A 24,950-nucleotide genomic window follows, 5' to 3' on the forward strand; every position below is an offset into this window, starting at 1 on the left:
GTCCAGTACGCCGACTACGCGCTGTGGCAGCGCGAAGTACTCGGTGACAGCGAGGATCCCGACAGTCTGGCCGCCCGCCAGGTCGCCTACTGGCGCGAGACGCTTACCGGCCTGCCCGAAGAGCTGGAACTGCCCTTCGACCGGACCCGCCCGGCCATAGCCAGCCACCGGGGTCACCGGGTGCCGCTGGTGATTCCCGCCGGCGTGCACGCGCAGCTCCGAGAGGTCGCCCGTGCCGAGGGGGTGACCATGTTCATGGTCCTCCAGGCCGGTCTGGCCGTACTTCTGTCCAGGCTCGGTGCGGGCACCGACATCCCCATCGGCGCCGCGAACGCCGGCCGTACGGACGAGGCGCTGGACGACCTCGTCGGCTACTTCGTCAACACCTTCGTACTGCGCACCGACCTGTCCGGCGACCCCACCTTCCAGGACGTGCTCGCGCGGGTCCGGGAGGCCGGTCTGGGTGCGTTCGCCCACCCCGACGTACCCTTCGAGAAGCTCGTCGAGGAGCTGTCCCCGGCCCGCTCGATGGCCCGCCACCCGCTCTTCCAGGTGATGCTGCTGCTCGAGAACACCGCCCAGGCGGTGCTCGACATGCCGGGTCTCAGCATCGGCCGGGGCCCCGGAGCAGCGCCGGCCGGCGACCCGGCGGGCACCTCGATCGTGAAGTTCGACCTGGATGTGAACATGGTCGAGCTCCTCGACGGCGACGGCGCGCCCGCCGGGATGCACGGCGCGATGACCGCCGCGGCGGACCTGTTCGACCCGGCCTCGGTCACCCGGATGGCCGAGCGCCTCGTACAAGTACTCGCCACGGTCTCCGCGGAGCCGAGAGTCCGGGTCAGCGCGGTGGACGTCCTGGACGAGGACGAGCGCCGGCGGATGCTCACCGAGTGGAACGACACCCCCCTCGAGGTGCCGCACACGACGGTGGTGGAGCTGTTCGAGGCCCAGGTCGCCCGTACGCCCGACGAGGTCGCGCTCACCTTCGGTGACGTGCAGCTGACGTACGCCGAGTTGGACGCGAGGGCGAACCGCCTGGCGCGATACCTGATCGGGCGCGGCGTCGGGCCGGAGTCGATCGTCGCGGTCGTCTTCGAGCGCACCGTCGACCTCGTCGTGGGGCTGCTCGGCGTGATCAAGGCCGGGGCCGGATACCTGCCGATCGACCCCAACTACCCGGCGGACCGGATCGCCTATGTGATCGCGGACTCGGGCGCGGTCTGTCTGCTGTCCTGCGAGGGCATGCGCGACCGGCTGAGCGAGTTCGAGGTGGGGAGCGCGGAGCAGACTTCCGTACCGGTCGTACTCCTCGACGACCCGGTGGTGGCCGATGAGCTGGCCGGTTTCCCGGACGGCGTCGTGGCCCAGAGCGAGCGGACCCGGGCCCTGCTGCCCGAGCACCCGATGTGGGTGATCTACACATCCGGTTCCACCGGCCGGCCCAAGGGTGTCCTCGTGGAGCACCGGGCGATCGTCAACTTCCTGGAGTCGATGCAGGACCGGTTCCCTCTGAGCGCGGACGACCGGCTGCTCGCCGTCAGCACGCACGGCTGCGACATGGCCGGCTTCGAGTTCTACCTGCCGTTGGTCAACGGTGCGCGACTGCTGCTCGCCGCGCAGGAGCAGGTGCTCGACCCGTGGGCGCTGCGGGAGCTGATCCGCTCCGCCGGGGTGACCATGGTGCACGCCACCCCGAGCCTGTGGCGTGGGCTGGCAGCCGACACCGGCGACGAGGTGGACTGGACGAAGGTGCGGGCGTTGATCGGTGCGGAGGCCCTCCCCAGCGACCTGGCCCGCATCCTGCTCGCCAAGACGCCGACCCTGACGAACCTCTACGGCCCGACCGAGACCACGGTCTGGTCGACCGCCAAGGAGCTCAGCGGGGACTCGGCCGACGCGTCGTCGATCGGCGTCCCGATCGGCAACACCCAGGTGTACGTGCTGGACGAGCGGCTGGCCCCGGTGCCGACGGGCGTCGCCGGCGAGCTGTACATCGCAGGTCAGGGCATGGCACGCGGGTACCTCGGACGGCCCGCTCTGACGGCAGGCCGGTTCGTAGCCTCACCGTTCGCCCCGGGCGAGCGGGTCTACCGCACCGGGGACGTGGTGCGCTGGACCGCGGACGGCGACCTGCAGTACGTGGGCCGCTCCGACGACCAGGTGAAGGTGCGCGGGTTCCGCGTCGAGCTGGGCGAGATCGAGGCGGTCGTGTCCGCGCACGCCTCGGTGGCCCAGGCCGTGGTGCTGGTACGGGAGGACACCCCCGGTGACAAGCGGCTGATCGCCTATGTGGTGCCGGAGCGGGACGCGGCGACCGAGCAGCTCGACGGGCTCGGCCAGGCGGTGCGAGCGCTGGTACAGGACCGCCTGCCGGCGTACATGGTGCCCTCGGCGGTGGTCGTGATCGAGAAACTGCCCCTGATGCCGAACAGCAAGCTGGACCGCAAGGCGCTGCCCGCTCCCGACAGCACGGCGGGGGAGGAGCCGCGCAGCCGTGCGGTCACCTCCTTCGAGGAGGGGCTGTGCGAGGCGTTCGCCGAGGTGCTCGGCGTGGAGACGGTCGGCGTGGACGACGACTTCTTCGCGCTGGGCGGGCACTCCCTGCTCGCCGTCCGGCTCGTGGACCGGCTGCGGGAGCGCGGCGTGTCTGTTGCGGTCCGCGACCTGTTCGCTGCCCCGACGGTGACCGAGCTGATGAAGCGGATGAGCCTGTCGTCGGTCCGCGACGCACTCGACGTGCTGCTGCCGATCCGGGCCGAGGGCGCCAGGCCGCCGTTCTTCGCGATCCACCCGGCGGGCGGCCTGAGCTGGTGCTACATGCCGCTGGCCCGGTTCGCTCCGGCCGACTTCCCGCTGTACGGGATCCAGGACCGCGGTCTGGACGGCACGACCGAACTGGTCGGCTCCGTCCGGGAGATGGCTGCGGACTACGTCCAGCAGATCCGCTCCGTACAGCCGCACGGTCCGTACCACCTGCTCGGCTGGTCCTTCGGCGGCGTCGCGGCGCACGAGATGGCGGTCCAGCTGCAGGACGCCGGCGAGGAGGTCGCGGCGCTGGTGATCCTCGACCAGTACCCGTGGGAGCCGGACCCGGAGCCTTCGACCGACGCGGACGGCGAGTCCGCCCACCGGGACGAGGCCGCCGAGCCCGAGCCGGACGACGAGGAGACCCGCCTGGAGCGGCTCACTGAATTCGTACGGCAGCAGGCCGGCGACACGCTCGGCGCGACGACCGACGAGGAGTACCGGACCATCGCGCGGATCGTCCTCAACCACCGTGTGATCCAGCGGGAGCACGAGCACGGACGGTTCGACGGCAACGCGCTGCTGATCGTGGCGGAGGAGGGCAAGTCCGAGGACTTCGCCGCCGGGGCGTCCTGGAAGCCGTACGTGACGGGTGAAATCGTGGAGACCGGTATGAAGTGCGCACACCACGAGCTGGCCAAGCCCGAGAGCCTGGCCGGAGTGTGGGAAGCGATCTCGGAGTGGCTCGGCCTGGAAGGCTGATCCACCGACCGCGGGGGCGGTCCGACGGCTTCGTGCCGTTGGGCCGCCCCGCCGCGTTCATGCCGGATGCGGCAGGGCAGCAGGCGCGCGAAAAAGGGTGGCCACCCCTCGGGGCGACCACCCTATGCGTGCGCGGAAGGCTCAGACCGGATCCAGGACGGCCGATATGAGGCTCGGTTCGACATTGCCGCCGCTCAGCAGTACCCCGACATCAGTGCCACGGCCGGCGGAGTACTGCAGCGCGGCGGCCAGAGCGGTGGCCGCCGCGGGCTCGATCACCAGCCGGGCGTGCAGGAAGGCGACGCGCAGCGCATCGGCTATGGCAGATTCCTCGACCGTGATCACGGTGGATACGCTCCGACGCGCCAGGTGGAAGGGCAGACTGCCAATCCGGTCGGGCCGCAGTCCATCGGCGATGGTTTCGAGCGCGGACACTGTCACCGGCTGCCCCGCGCGAAGAGCGGCGCCGAACGCCGGTACCGACGCGGGCTCCGCCCCAACCACCGTCAGGCCCTGCCCGGAGGCCGCCAGGCAGGCGCCCGCGATCGCGCTCCCGCCACCGATCGGCACCACCACGGAATCCAGGCTCACGCCTTCCGCGGCCACCTGCTTGATCAGCTCCGCGGTGGCAGTGCCCTGACCGGCAACCACATCGGGGTCCTGGTAGGGGTCTACTACGTCCAGGCCGTGCAGCTCGCGCAGCTCCTCGACCACCGCCTCACGTTCGGCGAGCACCGTACCTGCGAGCACCACCACGCCTCCGCTGTCGCGAATGCGCCTGACCTTGATCGGTGCCGCGTCGGAGGGCAGGACCAGCACGGCCGGGAGCCGGTGCTCGCGGGCGGCCAGCGCCACGGCGATGGCGTGGTTCCCGGTGCTCTGAGCGATGACCCCGCGGCTGCCCTCTGAGGCCAGTCGCCCGACCGCGAGGAGCGCGCCGCGTACCTTGAACGATCCCCCGCGCTGGAGGTTCTCGGCCTTGAGCCACAAACGGGCGCCCGACAGAGCGTCCAAATGGTCGGAGCGAACTACAGGGGTCCGCCATACCCGACCCGCCAGGCGGTCCGCGGCACGATCGATGTCCATGCTGGTGAGTTGCGGAATCTCGTTGCCCGGCGAAATGGCCAATTCTTCCCGCGTCCATGCATGACCCACTGAGGGCTCCTTATGAGGGCGAATCTGCGAATGCCGCAGACATGCCCGTCATCCTGGCATGGAGGTTCTCCCAGCGGAATGTTCGCACCGATGTCCGAGCTGGAAGTGGTAATTCCTTCAAAGACAAAGGGGTTGGCCGCTCAGCTCGGGAGCTCCACCAGGCCGCTTTCGTAGGCGATGATGACCAGCTGGACCCGGTCGCGGGCCTCCAGCTTCGATAGCAGCCGGGTCACGTACGTCTTGGCCGTCGCGATGCTGATGAACAGGCGGGCGGCGATCTCGCTGTTGGACAGGCCGGTGCCGACGAGGCTGAGCACCTCGCGTTCCCGGTCGGTGATGGCGGTCAGTTCCCGCCGCTTCCTGGGCGCCGCCGTGGTGCCCACGGAGAAGCGCTTGATCAGGCGGCGAGTGATGCTCGGAGCAATCAGCGCGTCCCCCGCAGCTACCACCCGGATCGCCGAGAGGATGTCGTCCACCGCCATGTCCTTGACGAGGAACCCCGATGCGCCGGCACGTAGCGCCCCGTAGACGTAGTCGTCGTCGTCGAAGGTGGTCAGCACGATGACTTGCGCCCTGCTGGGCCCAGCGATGACCTGCCGTGTGGCCTCGATGCCGTCCATACCGGGCATGCGGATGTCCATCATCACCACGTCGGGGTCGGCACTCACGGCGAGTTCGACCGCCTCGATGCCGGTGCTGGCCTCCGCCACTACCTCGATGTCGGGGGAGTCGGTGATGACCATCTGCAGGGCGGCCCGGATGAGCGGCTGGTCGTCGGCGAGCAGAACACGGATGGTCATGAGATTCCTGACGGTACGGGGAGGCGGGCAGCGACCCGGAAGCCGCCTTCTGGGCGTGGTTCTGCACGGAAGTCCCCGTGCAGTAAGTCGACTCGCTCGCGCATGCCGATGAGTCCGTAACCGGAGCCCGAGCTGTTGCTGCGGCCGGGCCCGCTGTCCAGGACCTCGATGGAGAGCTCGTCGTCCTGACAGTCGATGGACACTTGGCAGGAGCCCGCCGCGGCGTGACGCACCACGTTGGTGACCGCCTCCTGGATGATCCGGTAGGCGGACATGTCGATTTCCGGGGGAAGTTGCCGCCGCTGGCCGCACCAGCGGACATCGACCCGTACCCCGGCTTTCGTTGTCCGTTCCGCCAGCCGGTCGATGTCCGCGAGGCCGGGCGCCGGATCGAGCGGTGCCGTCTCCGCCTGCTCCCCCGGCTGCGCCTGACGCAGGGCGCCGAGCATCCGGCGCAGGCCCGACAGGGTCTCCCGGCCGGCGGCCTCGATCGCCTGCAATGCGGCACGGGCGGTGGTCGGCTGGGTATCGATGACCCGGCTCGCCGCACCGGCTTGCAGGGCGATGATGCCGATGCTGTGCGCGACCATGTCGTGCAGCTCGCGGGCGATACGCAGTCGTTCCGCGGTGACCGCCTGGGTGGTCAGCTGGGTGCGCAGTGCCTGGGCATGCCGGCGGTCCTCGCGTACCGAACGCCCGATCAGCCAGGCGACGACGGAGGCCAGCACCATGACGAGTACGGCAGAGGCGCCGAGGCTCGCCCCGAGCAGCAGCCGGGTGAGCAAGTAGCAGGACATCATGCCGAGGGCCCATCCGGCCGCGGCGCGACCCGTGCGGCGCGGCTGGGTCGCGGTGATGCAGCCGAGCGCGACGTCGAAGGCCACGAACTGGGCCAGCGGGATGTCCAGCACGCTCAGCGTCGTCGAGGCAGCGACCGAACCGCCCAGCAGTAGCGCCAGGGCCGACAGGGGCCGGTGGCGCATCAGCGCGCAGGCGAGCAGCGCCATGACGGTGGCCGCGGCGATGACGAGCGTGTAGCGCAGGGGGCTGGAGCCGGGGCTCATCGGGTCCTGCCCACCCGGGAGCCTGACGTGCACGAGGATCGAGTACGCCGTGGCCGCGCACCAGGTCAGAGCCGTCCAGGCTTCCGGTGACAGGCGTTTCAGCAGCGGAAGAGGTGGCGTGGCGGACATGGACACGATGGTATCCGCCGACCTCTGAGGGGACGTCGAACCACGGGTGTACACCCGCGGTCGACAGTGCCGGAGGACAAGGTCAGCCGCCCGTCCGATGTGCTCGGGGGGCGGATTGCGGAACCATCGGAACATGATCGAAGTGAACGGACTAACGAAGCGTTACGGCGGTACCACCGCCGTCAACGGGCTGACCTTCACCGTGCGGCCCGGCCACGTCACCGGCTTCCTCGGCCCCAACGGCGCGGGCAAGAGCACCACGCTGCGGATGATCCTGGGACTGAACGAGCCGAGCAGCGGCAGCGTCACCATCAACGGCCGGTCGTTCCGCGATCTCCCGCGCGGGATGCGCCACGTCGGCGCCCTCCTTGACGCGGGGGACGTCCACGGCGGGCGGAGCGCGCGATCCCATCTGACCGCGCTGGCCGTGAGCAACCGCATTCCACGCAGCCGGGTGGACGAGGTTCTGGGAGAGGTCGGCCTGACCGCCGCCGCGGGCCGCCGGATCGGCGGGTACTCGCTCGGTATGCGCCAGCGCCTCGGTATCGCCACCGCCTTGCTCGGCGACCCGCCGGTCATGCTCTTCGACGAGCCGCTCAACGGCTTGGACCCGGAGGGCGTGATGTGGGTCCGCGGCCTGTTCCGCAGGCTTGCCGCCGAAGGCCGAACCGTGTTCGTCTCCAGCCACCTGATGAGCGAGATGGAGGCCACGGCCGACCACCTCATCGTCATCGGCCGAGGCGAGCTGATCGCCGACGAGACCCTCGCGGAGTTCGCCGCCCGCGGTACCCGGCTGAGCGTGGCGGTGGACACCCCCGACCCGGCCGCGCTCACCGCTGTGCTGAGCGCCCAGGGCGCGACCGTGCAGGCGGATGGCACGCTGCTCACGGTGACCGGCCTCACGGCCGCCCAGGTCGGCGAGTTGGCCTTCAACCACCGCGTGCTGCTGCATGAACTGACCACCCGGAACGCCACATTGGAAGACGCCTTCATGGAACTGACCGCTGACAGCGTCGAATACCTCGCAGGAGAGCACCGATGAGCACCACAACGCTGGACGCGCCGGTCAACGTCTCGATCGACGAGCCCCGCGCCCGGTTCCGCGACCTTGTCTCCGCCGAGTGGATCAAGCTGTGGTCGCTGCGTTCGACGGTATGGGCCTTCGTGGCCGCCGCGGTGGTCATCGTCCTCTTCAACGTGAACGCGGCGTACGCCGACTACAGCAACTGGCCGGGCTACAGCGAGGAGACGAGGGCCGAGTTCATCCCGAGCTGGGCCCTGCGCGACGCGTTCACCAATTTCGCCGGCAACGGGGTGATCTTGGCCATCAGTGCCATCGGCGCGCTCACCGTGACCAGCGAGTACAGCACGGGGTTGATCCGTACGACCTTTGCGGCCGTACCCGTCCGCCGCTCTGTCATGGTGGCCAAAGTGATCGTCGTCACGGTGGTCACCACGGGATACGGCGCGCTGTCCGCGGGAGCGTCCTTCTTCCTGACCCAGGCGATCCTGTCGGGGCGGCATGCCGGAATGTCGATCACCGACCCCGGCGCGCTGCGGGCCATGGCCGGCGCCGCGCTCCTCGCACCGGTGTCGGCACTGGTCGGGATGGGCCTGGGCGCGATCATCAGGCACAGCGCGACCACCATCGTCACCAGCGTCGCCATCCTGCTGATGCTGCCGATCAGCCTCAGTGGCGACCACTACTGGACGGCCCTCTTGGGTCACGCCACGCCCCATTACGCGTGGACGCACCTGATGGAGGGGGACAACATCACTTGGGCCCAGTACGCCTACCCGACGACTGTCGCCGGAGCATGGATCGTCTACGCCGTATGGGCGCTGATCGCCGCCGTGCTCACCGTGGTGGTCCCCTCCCGCCGCGACGTGTGAGGGCACGGCCCCGGCGGGCCGAACAGACACGACAGGGTGTCATCGACTTCCAGAGGTCACCACCAGTACCCCCTTGCTGTCGGCGCCGAGCGTCGGCCGCAGGGGGGTACTTGCGTTGACGGGTTCCGGCACCAACGGTGCAGGCGTCGGGAGCGGCCACCGGGGGACGGGTGTTGAGCGGGCTGTCCACGTGACGGCGAGCTGACCGCACGGTCACTATGGGGGCACCTCAAGATCTCCGCGTACCCCATGAGCCGTACGCGCACGGGCGCGAGCAGGCGGACCGATCCCGCGCCGTGCCTCCTGGGGCCACCCCGGCTCCAGGTATCCCTCCTCCTGATTGCGAGGCGCCATGGCCTGCCGACCGCTCCACTCCCGGTCCGCCGTCCCCCATCTCCCGGAATCAGCGGATGCCTGACGGCCGCGACGTCCTGGGGAAGCTGATCGACCTGCTGGAGGCGAGCTCCGCGTCCTACCGGATGATTCCGCACGAACCCGAGGGCCGTACCGCCGCGGCGAGCCTCCTGCGCAGGCACCCGCTGGAACAGGCCGCCAAATGCATGGTGGTCCGGGTCGCCCTCGGCAAGCGTGCCCGGCGTTACGTGCTCGCGGTGGTCCCCGGTGACCGTCAGGTGGACCTGGACGCGCTGGCCGACCGCTACGGCGGTCGCGAGGCCGCGTTCGCGGCCCGAGAGGTCGCCGAACGGCTGGCCGGCAGCGTCAGTGGTTCCATCACCCCGTTCGCGTTCTCGCCCGAGCTGGAGCTGCTCGTCGACGAGGGGTTGCTGGCCAACGATGAGATCTATTTCAACGCGGGACGGCTCGACCTGTCCCTTGCGCTCGCCGTCTCGGACTACCTGGCTCTCGCCAGGCCGGCCGTCGCGCCGATAGCCGCCTGATGGTGTGGGCGGGCGGAGCCGCCGCCCGGCCCACCAGTGTTCAACTGTCGCGTCAAAGCAGTTGAACAAGAGCAGTACAGCTCGGCCGCCGGCCGTCGCCCTGTGCACGGCCGCGAGGCGCGGGGAGTATTGATCAAACACATGTCTCCGGGCCATCCTCCTTCGGGAGGCCGGCGTTGTCGTCGGCGCCTCGAACTTCAGGGCCTTGCCATTCGCTGTGGCTCTTTGTTTCTCCACCATCTGCTGCCCTGAAAAGGGCTACGGGCACACGTGCGTGCCCCGGATCGGTCCATTGTTTCCATTTCTCCTGGAGGGAGGGCGCAGATGTCTGAAGAGCAGCTGTTTCTGCGGTCCAAAGTTATTATCGAGCCGCTGGTGGACAGGTTTTTCGCCTGGCCGTACACCATTGCGCCGGTACAGGCGGCGATGAATCTGGCATTCCTCCAGGTTCCCCTGCTCGAGTCGTACCTGCAGTCACCGCAGGTCCACATCGCCGCCAGCAACAACCCCGAACTTCGTGGCGGCTATTTCATCAACATCCCCGAGGAGCGCGCCGACGAGGTGCGTGACCTGCTGGCCGCCATCAAGCGGGACCGGGCCGACATGCTGCGCTTCGCGGAGGCGATCGCCGCCGGCCAGGAGCTGCTGCGCGCCAACGCCACCGGCTTCGACCTGACCCCGCTGTACCCGAAGCTCCCGCCGGAGCTGGGCGGTCTGGTCGAGCTGGCCTACGACACCGACAACCAGGCGCAGATGCGCTTCATGGAGCCCGTCGTCTACAAGAGCAACGTCTACCAGGAGGCGCGCCAGTCGGTGCAGCTCTCCTTCGAGACCGGCATCGAGCGTCCGTTCATCCTGAGCACGCCGCGCCTTCCCTCGGCGGACGTGCTGGAACTGAACATCCCGTTCCGTCACGAGGGCCTGGCCGAGCTGTTCAAGTCCCGGGTCAATCCCACCACGCTGGCCCACCTGCGCGAGGCGCTGGAACTGAACGACGCCCAGGCCGCCCAGGTTCGCACCATGCTGACTGATCGTCCGAGCCTGGCCGAGGACCGTCACATCGAGGGCGGCGGCCGCATCCGCTACTTCGGCCACGCCTGCCTCGTACTGCAGACGCCCGAGGCCGCGATCGTCACCGACCCGTTCATCAGCGCGGACAGCACAGCCGGTGACCGCTACACCCTGGACGACCTGCCGGACTACATCGACCTGGTCCTCATCACCCACGGCCACCAGGACCACATCGTCCTGGAGACGCTGCTCCAGCTGCGCGGCCGCCTCGGGGCGATCGTGGTCCCCCGCTCCTCGCGCGGAAACCTGGCCGACCCCTCGATGGCACTGATGCTGCGCCACCAGGGCTTCAACGTGATCGAGGTCGATGACTTCGACGAAGTCGAGTTCCCCGGGGGCAAGATCACCGCCACCCCCTTCCTCGGCGAGCACTGCGACCTCGACATTCGCGCCAAGTCGACCTACTGGGCCGAGCTGGCTGGCAAGAAGGTCTTCATCGGCGCAGATTCCTCGGGTATCGAGCCCTCGCTCTACCGCTACATCAAGCAGCACCTGGGCACCGCCGACATCGCCTTCCTCGGTATGGAGTGTGACGGCGCCCCCCTGACCTGGCTCTACCAGGCCCTGCTCACCATCCCGGTCACCAAGAAGATGAGCAACTCGCGCAAGCTGTCCGGCTCCAACGCCGAGCAGGCCGCCGCGATCATGACCGAGCTGGGCGCCACGGAAGCGTACGTCTATGCCATGGGCGAGGAAGACTGGCTCGGCCACGTCATGGCCACCACCTACCACGAGGACACCTACCAGATCAAGCAGATCGAGGAGTTCATGAAGTGGTGTGCCGACCGCGGCATCAAGGCCGGCCACCTCTTCAAGCAGCAGGAGTGGCGCTGGTAGGCGCCGCTTAGCGGTACGGGCGCGTCGCCCAGGGCGGTGCACGGAAGTCGCGAAGAACGGGCGGCAGGCGTGTCCCCCCTGTGCGGCGGGCCCGGCCGACAGGCACCGACCGTCTCTTGGCCATCCTCAGGAGGTACTCCATGGCTGTTCAGGACATAGCGTTCGTCGAGTTGTACACCCGGGACAAATTGGCTATGGCCGAATATTTCGAGTCAGCCATGGGCTTCACTCGGGTCGCGGACTCGGTTGAGGTCGACCGTAGCTCCGTTCTGCTGCGGCAGGGCACCACCCAGGTGGTCGTCACGTCAGGACCAGGAACCTGGAGGTTTCTGGAAGACCACGGGGAGGGCATCGCCGACATCGCGCTGACCTGTGATGATGTCGCGGCCAGCCGAGACTCGGCGATCGCAGCCGGCGCCAAACCCGTTGGTTCCCTACGACAGGGCCCGGCCGTGACCGCCTTCGGTGACGTCACGCACACCCTGCTGCCGCAGACCGCGGAGCACCCGGGAACGGTGCTGCCCGCAGGCCGCCGGTGGACCCCCTCGCCCGGCACGTCAGCTGGGGCCGAGCGCCTGATCCAGGCCCTGGACCACATCGCGGTCTGCCTCGAAGGGGGCACCCTCGCCGCGCACGCGGACTTCTACGAGGAGGCCTTCGGTTTCTCCCGCCTGTCGGCCGAATACGTGGCCGTCGGTGGTCAGGCCATGGACTCCATAGTCGTCCGCAGTGCATCAGACCGTGTCACCTTCACCCTGGTCGCACCGGACCCGGACAAGGAACCGGGCCAGCTCGACGGCTTCCTGACCCGTAACGCCGGTCCTGGCGTGCAGCACATCGCCTTCCTCGTCGAGGAGATCATCCCCGCGGTCCACGAGTTCCGTGGCCGCGGTGTGGAATTCCTGAGCACCCCGGACGGCTACTACGACCTGCTGGCCCAGCGGTTCGCCGGCCTGCGGATGGAGATCGAACAGCTGCGGGAGGCCCAGGTGCTGGCCGATCGCGACGAGTGGGGTCATCTGCTCCAGCTCTTCAGCCGGTCGCCGTTCGAGCGCAACACCCTGTTCTTCGAACTCATCCAGCGCAACGGCTCCCGTGGGTTCGGCAGCGCCAACATCCGCGCCCTGTACGAAGCGGTAGAGCGTGACCGGCTGGCCGCCCGATGACCGGAAACGAACCCCTCACTGCCGTGACGGACACGTTCCACACCCTTGCAGACTGCGCCGACCTGGCTCGCCGTCGCATGGCCCCCGCAGTCTGGGACTTCTTGGCGGGCGGCGCAGGCGATGAACGGACGCTCGCGGCCAATCTAGAGGCCTTCGACCGGATAAAACTGCGGCCACGCGTCTTGGCCGGCTTCGGTCTGCCCGACATCGAGACCAAGATCCTCGGCCGGACCTGGGGTGCGCCGGTCGCCATCGCACCGATGGCCTATCACACACTGGCCGACCCGCTGGGTGAGGTCGCCACCGCCCGCGCTGCCGGCGGGGCCGCAGTCCCCCTGATCGTCAGCACCTTCGCGGGCCGCACCTTCGAGGACATCGCCGCTGCGGCCTCAAGCCCCCTCTGGCTCCAGGTGTACTGTTTCCGCGACCGCGCAACCACGCGCGCGCTGATCGAACGCGCCGAAGAGGCCGGATTCGAGGCGCTCGTCCTGACGGTGGATGCTCCACGGCTGGGTCGGCGGACGCGCGACCTGCGCAACAACTTCAGGCTGCCGCCGGGCATCGAGCCGGCCAACCTCGTCGGCGGAGGATTCTCCTCGCCCAGCGCCCACGCGCTGGCCGAGTTCGATGCCTGCCTGGACTGGTCCGTGATCGAATGGCTGGGGTCCGTCAGTTCGCTTCCCGTGCTGGTCAAGGGCATACTCACAGCCGACGACGCACGAGCGGCCATTGAGGCCGGTGTCGACGGCATCGTGGTGTCCAACCACGGCGGCAGGCAGCTGGACGGTGCTCCGTCGACCCTCGAGGTGCTGCCCGAGATCGCGACGGCCGTCGCAGGCGCCTGCCCGGTCCTCGTCGACGGAGGGATCCGGCGCGGCTCGGACGTACTGGCCGCCCTTGCGCTCGGCGCGGACGCAGCGCTCCTCGGCCGACCTGTACTGGACGGCCTGGCGCTGGGCCAGGAGCAGGGCGTGGCACGCGTGCTGGACATCATCACCGACGGACTGACCGAGGCGATGATGCTGACGGGTACGCGTTTGGTAGCCGACGCCGGACCAGAACTGGTGCAGTCTCACACGGTCACCCCGCAGCCGTATGCGGAGCCGGCCGTACGGACCGCTCCCCGGAGCCCGGCCCCGCACCCCAGCGGGCCGCTGCGCAGGGAGGAACTGCACGCCAGCCTGCGTGATCCGGTGCTGGACACGATGAACTTCCTCAACGAGATCACCCACCGGTTCCCCGAGGCGATCTCGTTCGCGCCCGGCCGTCCGTACGACGGCTTCTTCGACACCGGTCAGATCTTCGACCATCTGCGCCGCTACCTCGACCACCTGGAGACAGGCGGGGCCACGCCCAGCCGTATCCGCTCCATGCTCTTCCAGTACGGCCCGACCAGCGGCCACATCAAAGAGCTGATCGCGGACTCGCTGCGCAAGGACGAGGGCGTCGACGTGCCCCCGGAGTCGATCGTGGTCACCGTCGGCTGCCAGGAGGCGATGTTCCTGGCTGTGCGGGCGCTCATCTCCGGCCCCGACGACGTGCTGCTTGTCTCCAGCCCCTGCTACGTGGGGATCACCGGCGCGGCCCGCCTGCTGGACGTCGAGCTGACCGCGGTCGCGGAGCGCGAGCAGGGATTCCGCTGCGCCGACCTGGAGGCGGCGATCATCGCCGAACGGGCACGGGGACGGCGCCCCCGCGCCTTCTACGTGATCCCCGACCACTCGAACCCCTCGGGTACCACCATGCCCCTGGAGACCCGGCACGAGCTGCTCGAACTCGCGGCCCGCCACGACATCCTCCTGCTGGAGGACAGCCCCTACCGGATGGTCAGTCCGGGGCGGCAGCTGCCCACCCTCAAATCACTCGACCGCGAACACCGGGTCGTACAGCTGGGCTCCTTCTCCAAGACTCTCTTCCCCGGCGCCCGGGTGGGCTACGCGGTCGCCGACCAGCCGGTGACCGACAGCTCCGGAACCGTCGGCCTGCTGGCGGATGAGCTCACCAAGATCAAGAGCATGATCACGGTGAACACATCGGCGGTGAGCCAGGCCGTCGTGGCGGGCATGCTGCTCGCCGCGGACGGGCGCACATCGCAGCTCAACACCGAGACGGCCGCCTACTACGGACACGCGATGCAGGTGACGCTGCAGCAGCTGGACGAGAACTTCCCGGCCGGCGAAAGAGAGGAACTCGGGATCCGCTGGAACGAGCCCAGCGGGGGATTCTTCCTGTCGGTCACTGTGCCGTTCCACGCCGACAACACCGCACTGGTGAGGTCGGCGAAGGAATTCGGTGTCGTCTGGACACCGATGTCCTACTTCTACCCCCAGGGCGGCGGAGAGCAGGGCATGCGGCTGTCCGTCAGCTCCCTCACCGATTCCGAGATCTCCGACGGAATCAAGAGGCTGGCCGCCTTCATCAGAGTGCAGGCGGCCCAGGCCGGACCAACTGTCACCTCAGAAAGGACGATTCGATGACGAACCCATTCGACGACCCCGACGCCAACTACGTGGTCCTGGTCAATGACGAGGGTCAGCACTCCCTCTGGCCCGTCTTCGTCGACGTGCCCGAAGGCTGGCAGAAGGTCCACGGCGAGGCCGCCCGCCAGGACTGTCTCGACTACATCGAGAAGACCTGGACCGACATGCGCCCCAAGAGCCTCATCGAGGCCATGGCACAGAACTGACCGGAGCCGCACGGCACCGGCAGCACCACACGGCGGCCGTTTTCGCGACCACGCGGAAACGGCCGTTCGTATCGAGCCACCCGCTGGTCCCCCGATCAGCGTGAGGAGAAGCACCTATGACCGACCGAGTCTCCGCACAGTCCGGCCGGCGCCGAACCGCGATCCCGCGCCAATTCCTGATGTGCCGCCCCGCGTTCTACGACGTCCGCTATTCCATCAACCCCTGGATGCACCCGGAGAAGCCGGTTGACGGCGCACTCGCCCTCAGCCAGTGGGAGACCCTGCGCGACCTCTACCGTGACCTCGGCCACACCGTCCGGGAGATCGACCCGATCCCGGGGCTGCCCGACATGGTCTTCGCGGCCAACGGCGCGACCGTGTTGGACGGGAAGGTGTTCGCCGCCCGGTTCCGGCACGTGGAGCGCACCGCCGAGGGCCCCGCGTATCTGGACTGGTTCCGCCAGCACGGTTACGAGGAGACCCACTGGCCGGAGTACATCAACGAAGGTGAAGGCGACTACCTCCCCGTGGGCCGGCGCCTGCTGGCCGGCACCGGCTTCCGGACCGACCCGCGTTCGCACGCCGAGGCCCAGGAGTTCTTCGGAGTGCCCGTGACCAGCCTGCGCCTGGTCAACCCGTCCTACTACCACCTGGACACCGCGCTGTCGGTGCTCTCCGAGGACGAGGTCATGTACTACCCGGCCGCCTTCTCCGAAGGCAGTCAGGCCGTTCTGCGCGAGCTGTTCCCGGACGCCGTCCTGGCCACCGACGAGGACGCTGCCGTCTTCGGCCTCAACGCCCTTTCCGACGGGCGCCACGTGCTGCTCCCGGAAGTAGCCACCCGCCTGGCGAAGGAGCTCGCGGCGCGCGGCTTCGAACCGATCGGTGTGGACCTGACCGAACTGCTCAAGGCGGGGGGCAGCGTGAAGTGCTGCACGCTCGAACTGCGGGACTGACCCGTGCGTCCCCCCGGTACCACCTGCCGGCTACCTGGAAGGCTGACTGACGTGTCCGTTGCAGTGTGCCCTGTCCGCAGCAAGACCCGTATGTGGGGATGGACCTTCCGATGACCACCAGCATGAGTCCACCGGCCAACGATCTCCTCGTCCCCGCGGTTCCCGAGTGGAAGCCATCCGCGGGTGCCGCCCGGATCGTGGGCATCGGCACGGCCAACTCCGGGCACTCCTACTCCCAGCGGGAACTACTCGACATATTCAAGATCACGGACCCCAAGGTCCGCTCGGTCTTCCTCAACAGCGCGATCGAACGCCGCTACCTGACCATCCCACCGCGGGACGAGGAAGGCACCTGCCTCCCCGAAGCACAGGGCGAGCTCCTGGCCAAGCACAAGAGGCTGGCCCTCGACATGGGAGCACGCGCCGTGCGCGCCTGCCTGGAGAACTCCGGCCTCGCGCTGTCGGACATCGACTACTTGTGCTGCACGACCACCACCGGCTTCCTCACCCCCGGTCTGAGCGCGCACCTGATCCGAGAGATGGGAATCCTGCCCAAAACCAGCCGGGTCGATGTCGTCGGCATGGGCTGCAACGCGGGCCTGAACGCCCTGAACGCCACCGCCAGCTGGGCCGTGGCCAACCCCGGCAAGGTCGCCGTCATGCTGTGTGCGGAAGCTTGTTCCGCCGCCTACGTCATCGACGGGTCCATGCGCACCGCAGTGGTCAACAGCCTTTTCGGTGACGGCGCCGCCGCCATCGCCGTCGTCGCCGAAAGCCCGGACGCCGCGCATACCCCGTCCGACCCGCCGGCCGCCTCGGCAGGCCCGAAGATCCTGGGCTTCGCCAGTCATCTGATCACCGACGCCATCGAGGCCATGCGCTACGACTGGGACGAGGAGCAGGGCAAGTTCAGCTTCTATCTCGATCCGCACGTCCCGTACGTGGTCGGGGCCAACGCGGAGCAGGTCGTCGACCGGCTGCTCGCCGGCGCCGGACTGCGTCGCAGCGCCATCAGTCAGTGGCTGGTGCACTCCGGCGGCAAGAAGGTCATCGACGCGGTCCGGGTCAATCTCGGCCTCACCCGCCACGACGTCCGGCACACCACCGGAGTACTGCGGGACTACGGGAATCTGTCCAGCGGCTCGTTCCTGTTTTCCTACGAACGGCTGATGCAGGAGGGCGCCACCAGGGCAGGGGACTACGGCGTCCTGATGACCATGGGCCCTGGATCGACCATCGAGACCGTGCTGGTGCAATGGTGACGGAGAATCAGATGAACAGCGAAAACGAAGCTGAGAGCACGGCCGTACGGATCGACGGCGAAGGCCTCGTCCTACGGATCGACGGGCGCAAGGGCCTGTCGGCCGAGTCCGTCGCCCTGGTGAGCGCGGTCTGTGACCGGGCCGAGGACCACGCCGGCCGCAGCCGCGTCATCGTCCACGTGTCCGGCATACCCGACGGGGTGCCCCCGGGCGACCTGACCGTGGCGCTGGTCAGCAAGTGGGAGCGGGCCCTGCGGCGCCTGGAGCGGCTGCCCGCACCCACCATCGCCGTCGCCGACGGCGACTGCGGGGGACTCGCCCTGGAGGCGCTGCTCGCCACCGACTACCGCATCGCGACCGACACGGTGCGCCTGGTCGTAGCCGTGGGCGACGGGGCCACCTGGCCGGGAATGGCGCTGTACCGGCTGGCCCAGCACGGCGTCGCCGCCGCCGCGATCCGCCGGGCGGTGCTCTTCGGCACCCCGGTCGACGCAGCCGATGCGCTCGCCCTCCACCTGGTCGACGAACTCGTGCAGGACCTGCCCGCCGCCCAGGCCACGGCGGGGGAGCGGGCCGGCGCCGTCACCGGCACCGAACTGGCCATCCGGCGCCAGCTGATGCTGGACGCCACGACCACCACCTTCGAGGAGGCGCTCGGAGTCCACCTCGCCGCTTGCGACCGCGCGCTGCGCCGGGCGGCCGTCGGAGCCGCTTCGTGACGGCCGCAGGCCCGCAGGACACCCTGCGGGCCGTGCGGGCCGACCTGGGCAGTGCCCGCACGGCGCTCACCGCGGCTGCCGTGCACGCCGAAGAGGTGCTGGGACTTCTGCCCGCGCCGGAGCACCGTACCCAGGAACAACGGGCGACGGCCGCTGAGGCCACCGACTCCGTCAGGTCGCTGCGCGCCGTCTTCCTGGACACGCACGTCGACGCGGTCTACGACGAGCTCACCGAGGCACGTACCCGCCACCTGCGGGTGGCCGAGCTGGCCTCGGCGGCCGCGGAAGCGTTCCCCGGGCTGGTGCCCACCACCTCCCAGCTGGAGACGGAAGGGATCAGGGCGCAGGCCGGGAAGGAGGGGCGCGAGATCGACCAGGGCATCTTCTTCGGGAAGGTACTGGGGTCGCCGCTGGCCGGCCCTCACCTGCTCGACGCGATGCTGCGTCCGACCCCGCGGGCCCTGGCGATCCTGCCGGAATTCACCCGCACGGGCCGGGCGGATCTGGGCTCCGTACGCATGGAGCGCACCGACGGCGTGGCGCGGCTGACCATGTGCCGAGACGACTGTCTCAATGCTGAGGACAACCAGCAGATCGAGGACATCGAAACCGCGGTCGACCTCGCCCTGCTCGATCCGGCCGTGGAGGTGGCCCTGCTGCGCGGCGGCGAGATGACCCATCCCCGCTACCACGGCAAGCGCGTCTTCAGTGCCGGCATCAACCTCAAGTCCCTGCACGGCGGCGGCATCTCGCTGGTCGACTTCCTGCTGCGGCGGGAACTCGGCTACATCCACAAGATCCTGCGGGGACTCGTGGTCGAGGACGGGGCCGCCTGGCGGCCACGGACCGTCGAGAAGCCCTGGGTCGCGGTGGTGGACACCTTCGCCATCGGCGGTGGTGCCCAGCTCCTTCTCGTCTTCGACCACGTGATCGCCGCCTCGGACGCCTTCTTCAGTCTCCCGGCCGCCAAGGAGGGCATCATCCCGGGCGCCGGCAATTTCAGGCTGAGCCGGGCGGCCGGTACCCGGCTGTCACGCCAGGTCATCCTGGAGGGGCGCCGGATCTGGGCGACCGAGCCGCAGGCCCGCCTGCTGGTCGACGAAGTACACGAAGCCGATGCGTTGGACGAGGCCGTCGAGCGGAGCGTCGAGCGCCTGCGTGGCCCGGCTGTGGTCGCCAACCGGCGGATGCTCCACCTCGCCGAGGAGTCCGCGTACGAATTCCGCCGCTACATGGCGGAGTTCGCGCTCCAGCAGGCGCTACGCCTGTACAGCTCCGATGTGATCCACAAGGTCGGCCGGTTCACCGCGGAGAAGGAGGCGCACAGGTGACGGTCCACGCGGACGAGCAGCGCGTGCTGTACCGGAAGAAGGACCACGTAGCCCACGTGACGCTCAACAGGCCCGAGGTGCTCAACGCGATGGACCTGCGGATGCACGAGGAACTCGCCGCGGTCTGGGACGATGTGGAGGCCGATGACAAGGTCCGGGTCGCGGTCCTGACCGGCGCGGGAGAACGCTCCTTCACCGTCGGGCAGGACCTCAAGGAGCGGGCCCGGCTCGATGAGCAGGGGGTGCCGCGGTCCACCTTCGGCAGCCGGGGCCAGCCCGGCTGGCCCCGGCTGACCGAGCGGTTCACCCTTTCCAAGCCCGTCATCGCCCGGGTCAACGGGTACGCCCTCGGCGGAGGCTTCGAACTCGCCCTCGCATGTGACCTCATCATCGCCTCCGACCAGGCCGTCTTCGCCCTGCCGGAGGCCCGGCTCGGCCTGGTCCCGGGCGCCGGCGGCGCCTTCCGGCTGGCCCGGCAGGTCCCGCTGAAGGTGGCGCTCGGCCATCTGCTGACGGGCCGGCGGATGAGCGCGGCCGATGCACTGCGGTGGGGGATGGTCAACGAGGTCGTTCCGCACGACAGGCTCGACGCGTGCGTGGCCGAGTGGACCGAGGAGTTGCTGCGCAGCGCGCCGCTAGCGGTGCGGGCAATCAAGGAGGCAGTGATGCGCTCGGTCGACATGCCGCTTGAGGCGGCCTTCAGCACCCCGTTCGGCTGGGAGCAACGGCGCCGTGGCAGCGAGGACGCCATCGAGGGGCCGCGGGCCTTCGCGCAGGGACGCGGGCCCGTGTGGAAGGGCCGCTGACCTGCGACCCCACTCCGAAACGGATCCGCGGCGCCGCTCATCAGGAGCGGCGCCGCGGATCCGTTTCGCATGTCTGTCAGTTCCTGCAGATCGTCTTCGCCAGGGAAGTGTCGCGGCCGGACCGAACGCCGGGAAGTCGACTGGAAGTCGGCCCCCCGGCGTTCGCGCGGGTGGTGACCCGCCCTGCTCAGCGCAGTTCCGTGACCAGTTCGGCTTCGTCTGCGGGGCGCTGGTCGGCGAACTGCGTATGGTAGAGGTCTGAGTACAGACCCCCCAGGGCCAGCAGTTCCTCGTGGGTCCCGCTCTCGCGGATCCGGCCGGCCTCCACCACCAGGATCTGATCGGCCTCGCGGATGGTGGACAGTCGGTGGGCGATCACCAGCGAGGTGCGCCCGGCCAGCGCGGACTTCAGGGCCTCTTGAATGGCCGCCTCGGACTCCGAGTCCAGGTGTGCGGTGGCCTCGTCGAGGACCACGACCGGTGGGGCCTTGAGCAGCAGCCGGGCCAGGGCGATCCGTTGCTTCTCACCGCCGGAGAGCCGGTAGCCGCGGTCGCCGACCACGGTGTCAAGACCGTCCGGAAGGCTGCTGATCGAGTCCCAGATCATCGCCGCCCGGCAGGCCTCGATCAGCTCCTGTTCGCTCGCCCCGGGACGCGCGTACTCCAGGTTCGCGCGGAGCGTGTCATGGAACAGGTGCGCGTCCTGGGTGACGACGCCGACGGTGTCGCGCAGCGACTGCAGGGTCACATCCCGCAGGTCGTGACCACCGATTCGTACGGTGCCCTCATTGGCGTCGTAGAGCCGGGGCACCAGCTGGGTGATGGTGGTCTTGCCGGCGCCGGACGGGCCGACCAGGGCGGTCAGCTTACCGGCCGGGGCGGTGAAGCTCAGAGCCTCCAGCGTCCACGTCTCGTCCGCGCGCTCGGGCAGCCGGTGCGCGATGCTCTCCAGCGAGGCGAGCGATACCTCGTCGGCCTTCGGATAGCGGAAGGAGACCCGCTCGAACTCGACGGCCGGTGCCTCGGCCCCGTCCCCCGCCGGGGGCAGCTCCAGGGCCCCGGGCCGCTCCTTGATGAGCGGCTCCAGGTCGAGCACCTCGAATACCCGGTCGAAGCTGACCAGCGCGGTCATCGCGTTCACCTGAAGTGTCGACAGCTGGTTGATCGGCCCGTAGAGCTGCATCAGCAGGGTGACCATGGCCACCAGGGTGCCGATCTGCAGGGTGCCGTCGATGGTCAGGCTGCCGCCGAGACCGTAGACGAGGGCGGTGGTGAGCGCGGTGAGCAAGGAGGTGATGAGGAAGAGGATCCGACTGTAGACGACCTGCATGACAACGACGTCGCGGACCCGGCCTGCCTTGCTCGCGAACAGGCTGGACTCGTGCGAGGCACGGCCGTAGAGCTTCACGAGCATCGCGCCCGAGACGTTGAACCGCTCGTTCATCATGGAGCTCATCTCGGCGTCCAGGTTCATCGTCTGCCGGGTGAGCCGCTGCAGACGGCCGGCGATCAGGCGCACTGGCAGCAGGAAGAGCGGAATCATCAGCAGCGCGCCGAGGGTCACCTGCCAGGAGAGGTAGAACATCGCAGCGAGAATCAGGATCAGCGTGAAGACGGTGGACACCGCTGTGGTGAGCAGGGTGGTCAGGGCTTGGCGGGCCCCCACCACGTCAGCGTTGAGCCTGCTGACCAGGGAACCCGTCTGAGCACGGGTGAAGAAGGCCAGCGGTTGGTTCTGTACGTGCGCGAACACCTTCGTGCGCAGGTCGAAGACCAAGCCCTCGCCGATCCGGCCGGAGCACCAGGCCTGGACGTAGAGGCCGCCCCCGTTGAGCACGGCTATCCCGGCCACGACCCCGCACAGGCCCACGACGACACCGGTGCGTCCGGGCATGATGCCGTCATCGATGATCAGCTTCAGGATCAGGGGACTGGCCGCCGTGGCCACCGCGTCGGCGATCGTGGTCAGCAGCAGCAGGGTCAGATGCCAGGGGTAGCGCAGGGCGTACGGCAGGATCCGCCGCACCGTACCCGGCTTGACCCGCTGGTTGGTGATCCCGTTCTTCTCCATCCGCAGCCTGGATGGCCTCAGCGGCGGGCCGCCTTTTGGCGCCATGGAAACCTGCCTCGCTCTCGTGGTGGTCCGTCAGTTCTTTTCGAGAAACTCGATGATCGCGGTGTTGACCGCGTCCGGACGCTCCAGGTTTCCGAGGTGGCCGCAGTGGGGGATTTCCACGAAATCGCAGTCCGGGATGGCGTGGGCGACCTCGGCAACCAGGTGGGGCGGACAGATCAGGTCATCGGTGAAACCGATGGCGTGGCACGGCACCGTCATCCGGCCCAGCGCCTCGCGGCGGTCCCCGGTCCGGTCCACCCAGCTCTGCCCGTCCGCGTCCGCGCCGCCACCGGTCAGCTCGAAGATCTCCAGCCAGGTCGAAATGGCGCCATCGTCGTTCAGGGTCGCGGGCGACAGCATTTCGAGCACCTGGCGGATGGCCGCGTACTTGGCGGGCAGCACGACCCCACTGTCCCGAAGTGCCCGGTCCGCCGTCCACAACGCCTGTCGGGCCAGATCCGAGCGCGCCCGGGTGGCGATCAATACCGCAGACCGCACCAGGTGGGGCGCCTCAAGAGCCAGCTCCTGCGCAACCATGGCGCCCATGGAGGTCCCTACGACGTGACACGGGCCGATGCCCAGCACCTCGATCAGACCTCGGGTGTCCGCCACCATGTCATCGAGCGAGTACTTGCCGGGGGGCGCGTCCGAGGGCGCGATGCCCCGGTTGTCGAACACGATCGTCTCGTACCCGGCCTGATGGAGCGCGGGCGTCTGGTGCAGGGTCCAGACATGGCCCGCCGCGCCCGATCCCATGATGAGCAGTACCGGCTGGCCGCGGCCGGCGCGTTGGTAGGACAGCTGGATTCCGTTGGTCTTCACGAAGGGCATGGCGCACCCTCGCTGACGGTCGTCGTGGACAAGGGTGTCTCCCGATGCTGGAAGGAGGGGGGTGTTCCGGCCGAGATACGGCACTACCCGAGCCTCACCTTCGCACCGTCGCGGCACGCTGATCAAGGAGTCGGTGGCGCGCGGAACAGGCTGTCCAACTGACGCGTCGGCACAGTTGAACGCGGAGAAGCCAGCACTCCTGGCCGGTGGTTGACTTGTCCGCAGAGGCCTGGGCCATAGTGGGTCCGGTTGGGCCGAGCGGTCCACATCATGCCCCCGAGAAAGGACGACGTGGTGACGAATCCGTTCGACGACCCCGACGCCAACTACCTGGTCCTGGTCAACGACGAGGGCCAGCACTCCCTCTGGCCGGTCTTCGTCGACGTGCCCGAGGGCTGGCAGTCGGTGTTCGGCGAGGCCGCGCGCCAGGACTGCCTCGACTACATCGAGAAGTCGTGGACCGACATGCGCCCCAAGAGCCTGATAGCGGCGATGGGAAAGTAGGCGCTTCCGCAGCGCGCGCAGCCGACCGCCTCAAGGGCGTGTCGGCTGCGCGTGGTTTCGCCTTCAGACAGTGGAGTTGTCCACTCCCGCCGTCGGCGGGGACGCTTCGGCTGCCGTCCTCCGCGCACCTTGCGACCAGGCCGCAGGTTGGGCATCCTCGAGCCGAGCCGGGCCACCACGGAAATGCCACCACGTCACCGCACCGATCCGAGGCACATCAGGCGCATGGCCAGCGGTTGACCAGCCACGACACCACCTGACACGTGCTGCGCTCCTCGTTCATGAGTACACCTCAGGATGACAAAGAGGTACGCCCGGAGGTCATCCGATGTCACCCGTGGGCTGATGCGCCGCCGTAGTCATGGCCCCTAGGCTCGTGCGCGCATCAGTCTGCCGCGGGGCATCTTCGATCACCGCGGCCGTCATACCGGAGCAGCGCATTTTCGGAAGGTGGTCGATGGGTCACAGCTCGCCGCACCCGGGCAGGCAGAACCGTCCCGACGAAGACAACGGCCGACGGCCTGGCATTCGCCTCAGATCTGCGGCAGCCGCTCTGCGGTGGGCTTCCTGTCTGGGGGGGCTATGGGCGGTACAGGAATTGGTCGGCTTGTCCGGACTGGTGGGCTCGGGTGACGTTTGTCTGGATGTCCGCGCCAAGCACGGTCGGTACACCCGGGCCCTGGCCGTGCTCGCAGGGCCGACCGGACAGGTCCACAGCATCGAGCATCGGCTCCGACCGATCGGCCGGCTGACCCGTGGGACGATCTTGCTCGGTTGCGGCAACGTCACCCTGCACGCCATGGTCTCCGGAGACGGGCGGCAGCGGCCCGGCACCATCGACAACCTGTGCCGGCAGGTGGGGCTGACAAAGGTCAACTTCATAAAGCTCGGCTCGGAGGACCTCGAGGCCGCGCTCGTCGGGGCTTTCCATACCCTGCTGCGCGATCGCCCCTCGATCCTGCTGGAAATAGACGACGCTCATTTCGTGAGGTGTGACGCTGCCCGAGGCAGCCTGATCCGTAGCCTCACCGTCAGTCTTGGTTACAGCATGTACCGTTGGCAGAAGAACGGCTGGGAGCCTGTTACCCACGTGACTGAAGGCCCTCGATTCCATTTGTTCACCGCCAGGCCCTTGCCGCGGAGTTAAATCGGGACGCCGCCCTGAGGGCGAACGTAGAGACGCCCGGAATTTTGACGGCTGGCTGGCGACCCTGC

General features: G+C 68.8%; 20 protein-coding genes. 15 read left to right on the top strand and 5 right to left on the bottom strand.

All coding sequences use genetic code 11. The features are described 5' to 3' along the window. A partial coding sequence (locus ABZY31_RS27690) for an amino acid adenylation domain-containing protein (RefSeq protein WP_356415429.1) occupies positions 1-3,510 on the top strand: 3,510 nt, incomplete at its 5' end. Between the two features lie 141 nt (positions 3,511-3,651). Here ABZY31_RS27690 and ABZY31_RS27695 read toward each other — a convergent pair. From ABZY31_RS27695 to ABZY31_RS27705, 3 genes are all read right to left on the bottom strand, one after another. After that, on the bottom strand, positions 3,652-4,665 hold the full coding sequence (locus tag ABZY31_RS27695; protein WP_356415432.1) for a pyridoxal-phosphate dependent enzyme: 1,014 nt from the start codon (positions 4,663-4,665) through the stop codon (positions 3,652-3,654). A 140-nt stretch (positions 4,666-4,805) separates the two neighbouring features. Beyond that, complete coding sequence (locus tag ABZY31_RS27700) at positions 4,806-5,465, bottom strand: response regulator transcription factor (protein ID WP_356415435.1); 660 nt, start codon at positions 5,463-5,465, stop codon at positions 4,806-4,808. Further along, positions 5,462-6,658, bottom strand: a complete 1,197-nt coding sequence (locus tag ABZY31_RS27705) for a sensor histidine kinase (RefSeq protein ID WP_356415438.1) — start codon at positions 6,656-6,658, stop codon at positions 5,462-5,464. The genes ABZY31_RS27700 and ABZY31_RS27705 overlap by 4 nt, the downstream gene beginning before the upstream one ends. Positions 6,659-6,791: 133 nt before the next feature. On the opposite strand from ABZY31_RS27705, the gene ABZY31_RS27710 reads away from it, so the two are divergent. From ABZY31_RS27710 to dpgD, 12 genes are all read left to right on the top strand, one after another. Further along, positions 6,792-7,700, top strand: a complete 909-nt coding sequence (locus ABZY31_RS27710) for an ABC transporter ATP-binding protein (protein WP_356415441.1) — start codon at positions 6,792-6,794, stop codon at positions 7,698-7,700. Next, positions 7,697-8,551 carry an ABC transporter permease gene (locus ABZY31_RS27715; protein WP_356415444.1) on the top strand — a complete coding sequence of 285 codons (855 nt, stop codon included), beginning with the start codon at positions 7,697-7,699 and terminating at the stop codon, positions 8,549-8,551. The genes ABZY31_RS27710 and ABZY31_RS27715 overlap by 4 nt, the downstream gene beginning before the upstream one ends. A 410-nt stretch (positions 8,552-8,961) precedes the next feature. Further along, a complete protein-coding gene (locus ABZY31_RS27720) occupies positions 8,962-9,450 on the top strand; it encodes a YbaK/EbsC family protein (RefSeq protein ID WP_356415446.1) in 489 nt (162 codons plus the stop codon). Between the two features lie 324 nt (positions 9,451-9,774). Beyond that, positions 9,775-11,358, top strand: coding sequence for an MBL fold metallo-hydrolase (locus ABZY31_RS27725; protein WP_356415449.1), 1,584 nt, complete (start codon positions 9,775-9,777; stop codon positions 11,356-11,358). A gap of 140 nt (positions 11,359-11,498) precedes the next feature. Continuing rightward, a complete protein-coding gene (gene hppD / locus ABZY31_RS27730) occupies positions 11,499-12,524 on the top strand; it encodes a 4-hydroxyphenylpyruvate dioxygenase (protein ID WP_356415452.1) in 1,026 nt (341 codons plus the stop codon). Then, positions 12,521-15,001, top strand: coding sequence for an aminotransferase class I/II-fold pyridoxal phosphate-dependent enzyme (locus ABZY31_RS27735; RefSeq protein WP_356415454.1), 2,481 nt, complete (start codon positions 12,521-12,523; stop codon positions 14,999-15,001). Before hppD ends, ABZY31_RS27735 begins: the two co-directional genes overlap by 4 nt. Beyond that, a complete protein-coding gene (locus tag ABZY31_RS27740; protein WP_356415457.1) occupies positions 14,998-15,210 on the top strand; it encodes an MbtH family protein in 213 nt (70 codons plus the stop codon). The genes ABZY31_RS27735 and ABZY31_RS27740 overlap by 4 nt, the downstream gene beginning before the upstream one ends. Before the next feature lie 116 nt (positions 15,211-15,326). Continuing rightward, a complete protein-coding gene (ddaH, locus tag ABZY31_RS27745; protein WP_356415460.1) occupies positions 15,327-16,166 on the top strand; it encodes a dimethylargininase in 840 nt (279 codons plus the stop codon). A gap of 110 nt (positions 16,167-16,276) precedes the next feature. Then, positions 16,277-17,428: a 3,5-dihydroxyphenylacetyl-CoA synthase DpgA gene (dpgA, locus tag ABZY31_RS27750; RefSeq protein WP_356415463.1), complete on the top strand. Its 1,152-nt coding sequence runs from the start codon at positions 16,277-16,279 to the stop codon at positions 17,426-17,428. A gap of 11 nt (positions 17,429-17,439) precedes the next feature. Beyond that, a complete protein-coding gene (dpgB, locus tag ABZY31_RS27755) occupies positions 17,440-18,147 on the top strand; it encodes an enoyl-CoA-hydratase DpgB (protein ID WP_356415466.1) in 708 nt (235 codons plus the stop codon). 32 nt (positions 18,148-18,179) lie between these two features. Beyond that, complete coding sequence (gene dpgC, locus ABZY31_RS27760; RefSeq protein WP_356415503.1) at positions 18,180-19,478, top strand: (3,5-dihydroxyphenyl)acetyl-CoA 1,2-dioxygenase DpgC; 1,299 nt, start codon at positions 18,180-18,182, stop codon at positions 19,476-19,478. Continuing rightward, a complete protein-coding gene (gene dpgD / locus ABZY31_RS27765; RefSeq protein WP_356415469.1) occupies positions 19,475-20,284 on the top strand; it encodes an enoyl-CoA-hydratase DpgD in 810 nt (269 codons plus the stop codon). The genes dpgC and dpgD overlap by 4 nt, the downstream gene beginning before the upstream one ends. A 187-nt stretch (positions 20,285-20,471) precedes the next feature. Here the strand turns inward: dpgD and ABZY31_RS27770 are convergent, their stop codons facing one another. After that, positions 20,472-22,355, bottom strand: coding sequence for an ABC transporter ATP-binding protein (locus ABZY31_RS27770; protein WP_356415472.1), 1,884 nt, complete (start codon positions 22,353-22,355; stop codon positions 20,472-20,474). 75 nt (positions 22,356-22,430) lie between these two features. Then, positions 22,431-23,231 (bottom strand): alpha/beta fold hydrolase, encoded by an 801-nt coding sequence (locus ABZY31_RS27775; protein WP_356415475.1) that lies wholly within the window; start codon positions 23,229-23,231, stop codon positions 22,431-22,433. Positions 23,232-23,525: 294 nt separating this feature from the next. Between ABZY31_RS27775 and ABZY31_RS27780 the strand changes: the two genes are divergently transcribed. Continuing rightward, positions 23,526-23,735 (top strand): MbtH family protein, encoded by a 210-nt coding sequence (locus ABZY31_RS27780; RefSeq protein WP_356415478.1) that lies wholly within the window; start codon positions 23,526-23,528, stop codon positions 23,733-23,735. Positions 23,736-24,342: 607 nt separating this feature from the next. Next, positions 24,343-24,882, top strand: a complete 540-nt coding sequence (locus ABZY31_RS27785) for a hypothetical protein (RefSeq protein ID WP_356415481.1) — start codon at positions 24,343-24,345, stop codon at positions 24,880-24,882. Positions 24,883-24,950 lie beyond the last annotated feature (68 nt).

The sequence above is a fragment of the Streptomyces sp. NPDC006529 genome, assembly GCF_040611795.1.
GTDB lineage: Bacteria > Actinomycetota > Actinomycetes > Streptomycetales > Streptomycetaceae > Streptomyces.

Coding starts and splice junctions, on each gene's coding strand:
- dpgA (WP_356415463.1), top strand. CDS start 16,277: ATGACCACCAGCATGAGTCCACCGGCCAACGATCTCCTCGTCCCCGCG.
- ABZY31_RS27740 (WP_356415457.1), top strand. CDS start 14,998: ATGACGAACCCATTCGACGACCCCGACGCCAACTACGTGGTCCTGGTC.
- dpgB (WP_356415466.1), top strand. CDS start 17,440: ATGAACAGCGAAAACGAAGCTGAGAGCACGGCCGTACGGATCGACGGC.
- ABZY31_RS27735 (WP_356415454.1), top strand. CDS start 12,521: ATGACCGGAAACGAACCCCTCACTGCCGTGACGGACACGTTCCACACC.
- ABZY31_RS27725 (WP_356415449.1), top strand. CDS start 9,775: ATGTCTGAAGAGCAGCTGTTTCTGCGGTCCAAAGTTATTATCGAGCCG.
- ABZY31_RS27775 (WP_356415475.1), bottom strand. CDS start 23,231: ATGCCCTTCGTGAAGACCAACGGAATCCAGCTGTCCTACCAACGCGCC.
- ABZY31_RS27710 (WP_356415441.1), top strand. CDS start 6,792: ATGATCGAAGTGAACGGACTAACGAAGCGTTACGGCGGTACCACCGCC.
- ABZY31_RS27705 (WP_356415438.1), bottom strand. CDS start 6,658: ATGTCCGCCACGCCACCTCTTCCGCTGCTGAAACGCCTGTCACCGGAA.
- ABZY31_RS27715 (WP_356415444.1), top strand. CDS start 7,697: ATGAGCACCACAACGCTGGACGCGCCGGTCAACGTCTCGATCGACGAG.
- ABZY31_RS27720 (WP_356415446.1), top strand. CDS start 8,962: ATGCCTGACGGCCGCGACGTCCTGGGGAAGCTGATCGACCTGCTGGAG.
- ABZY31_RS27700 (WP_356415435.1), bottom strand. CDS start 5,465: ATGACCATCCGTGTTCTGCTCGCCGACGACCAGCCGCTCATCCGGGCC.
- hppD (WP_356415452.1), top strand. CDS start 11,499: ATGGCTGTTCAGGACATAGCGTTCGTCGAGTTGTACACCCGGGACAAA.
- ABZY31_RS27770 (WP_356415472.1), bottom strand. CDS start 22,355: ATGGAGAAGAACGGGATCACCAACCAGCGGGTCAAGCCGGGTACGGTG.
- ddaH (WP_356415460.1), top strand. CDS start 15,327: ATGACCGACCGAGTCTCCGCACAGTCCGGCCGGCGCCGAACCGCGATC.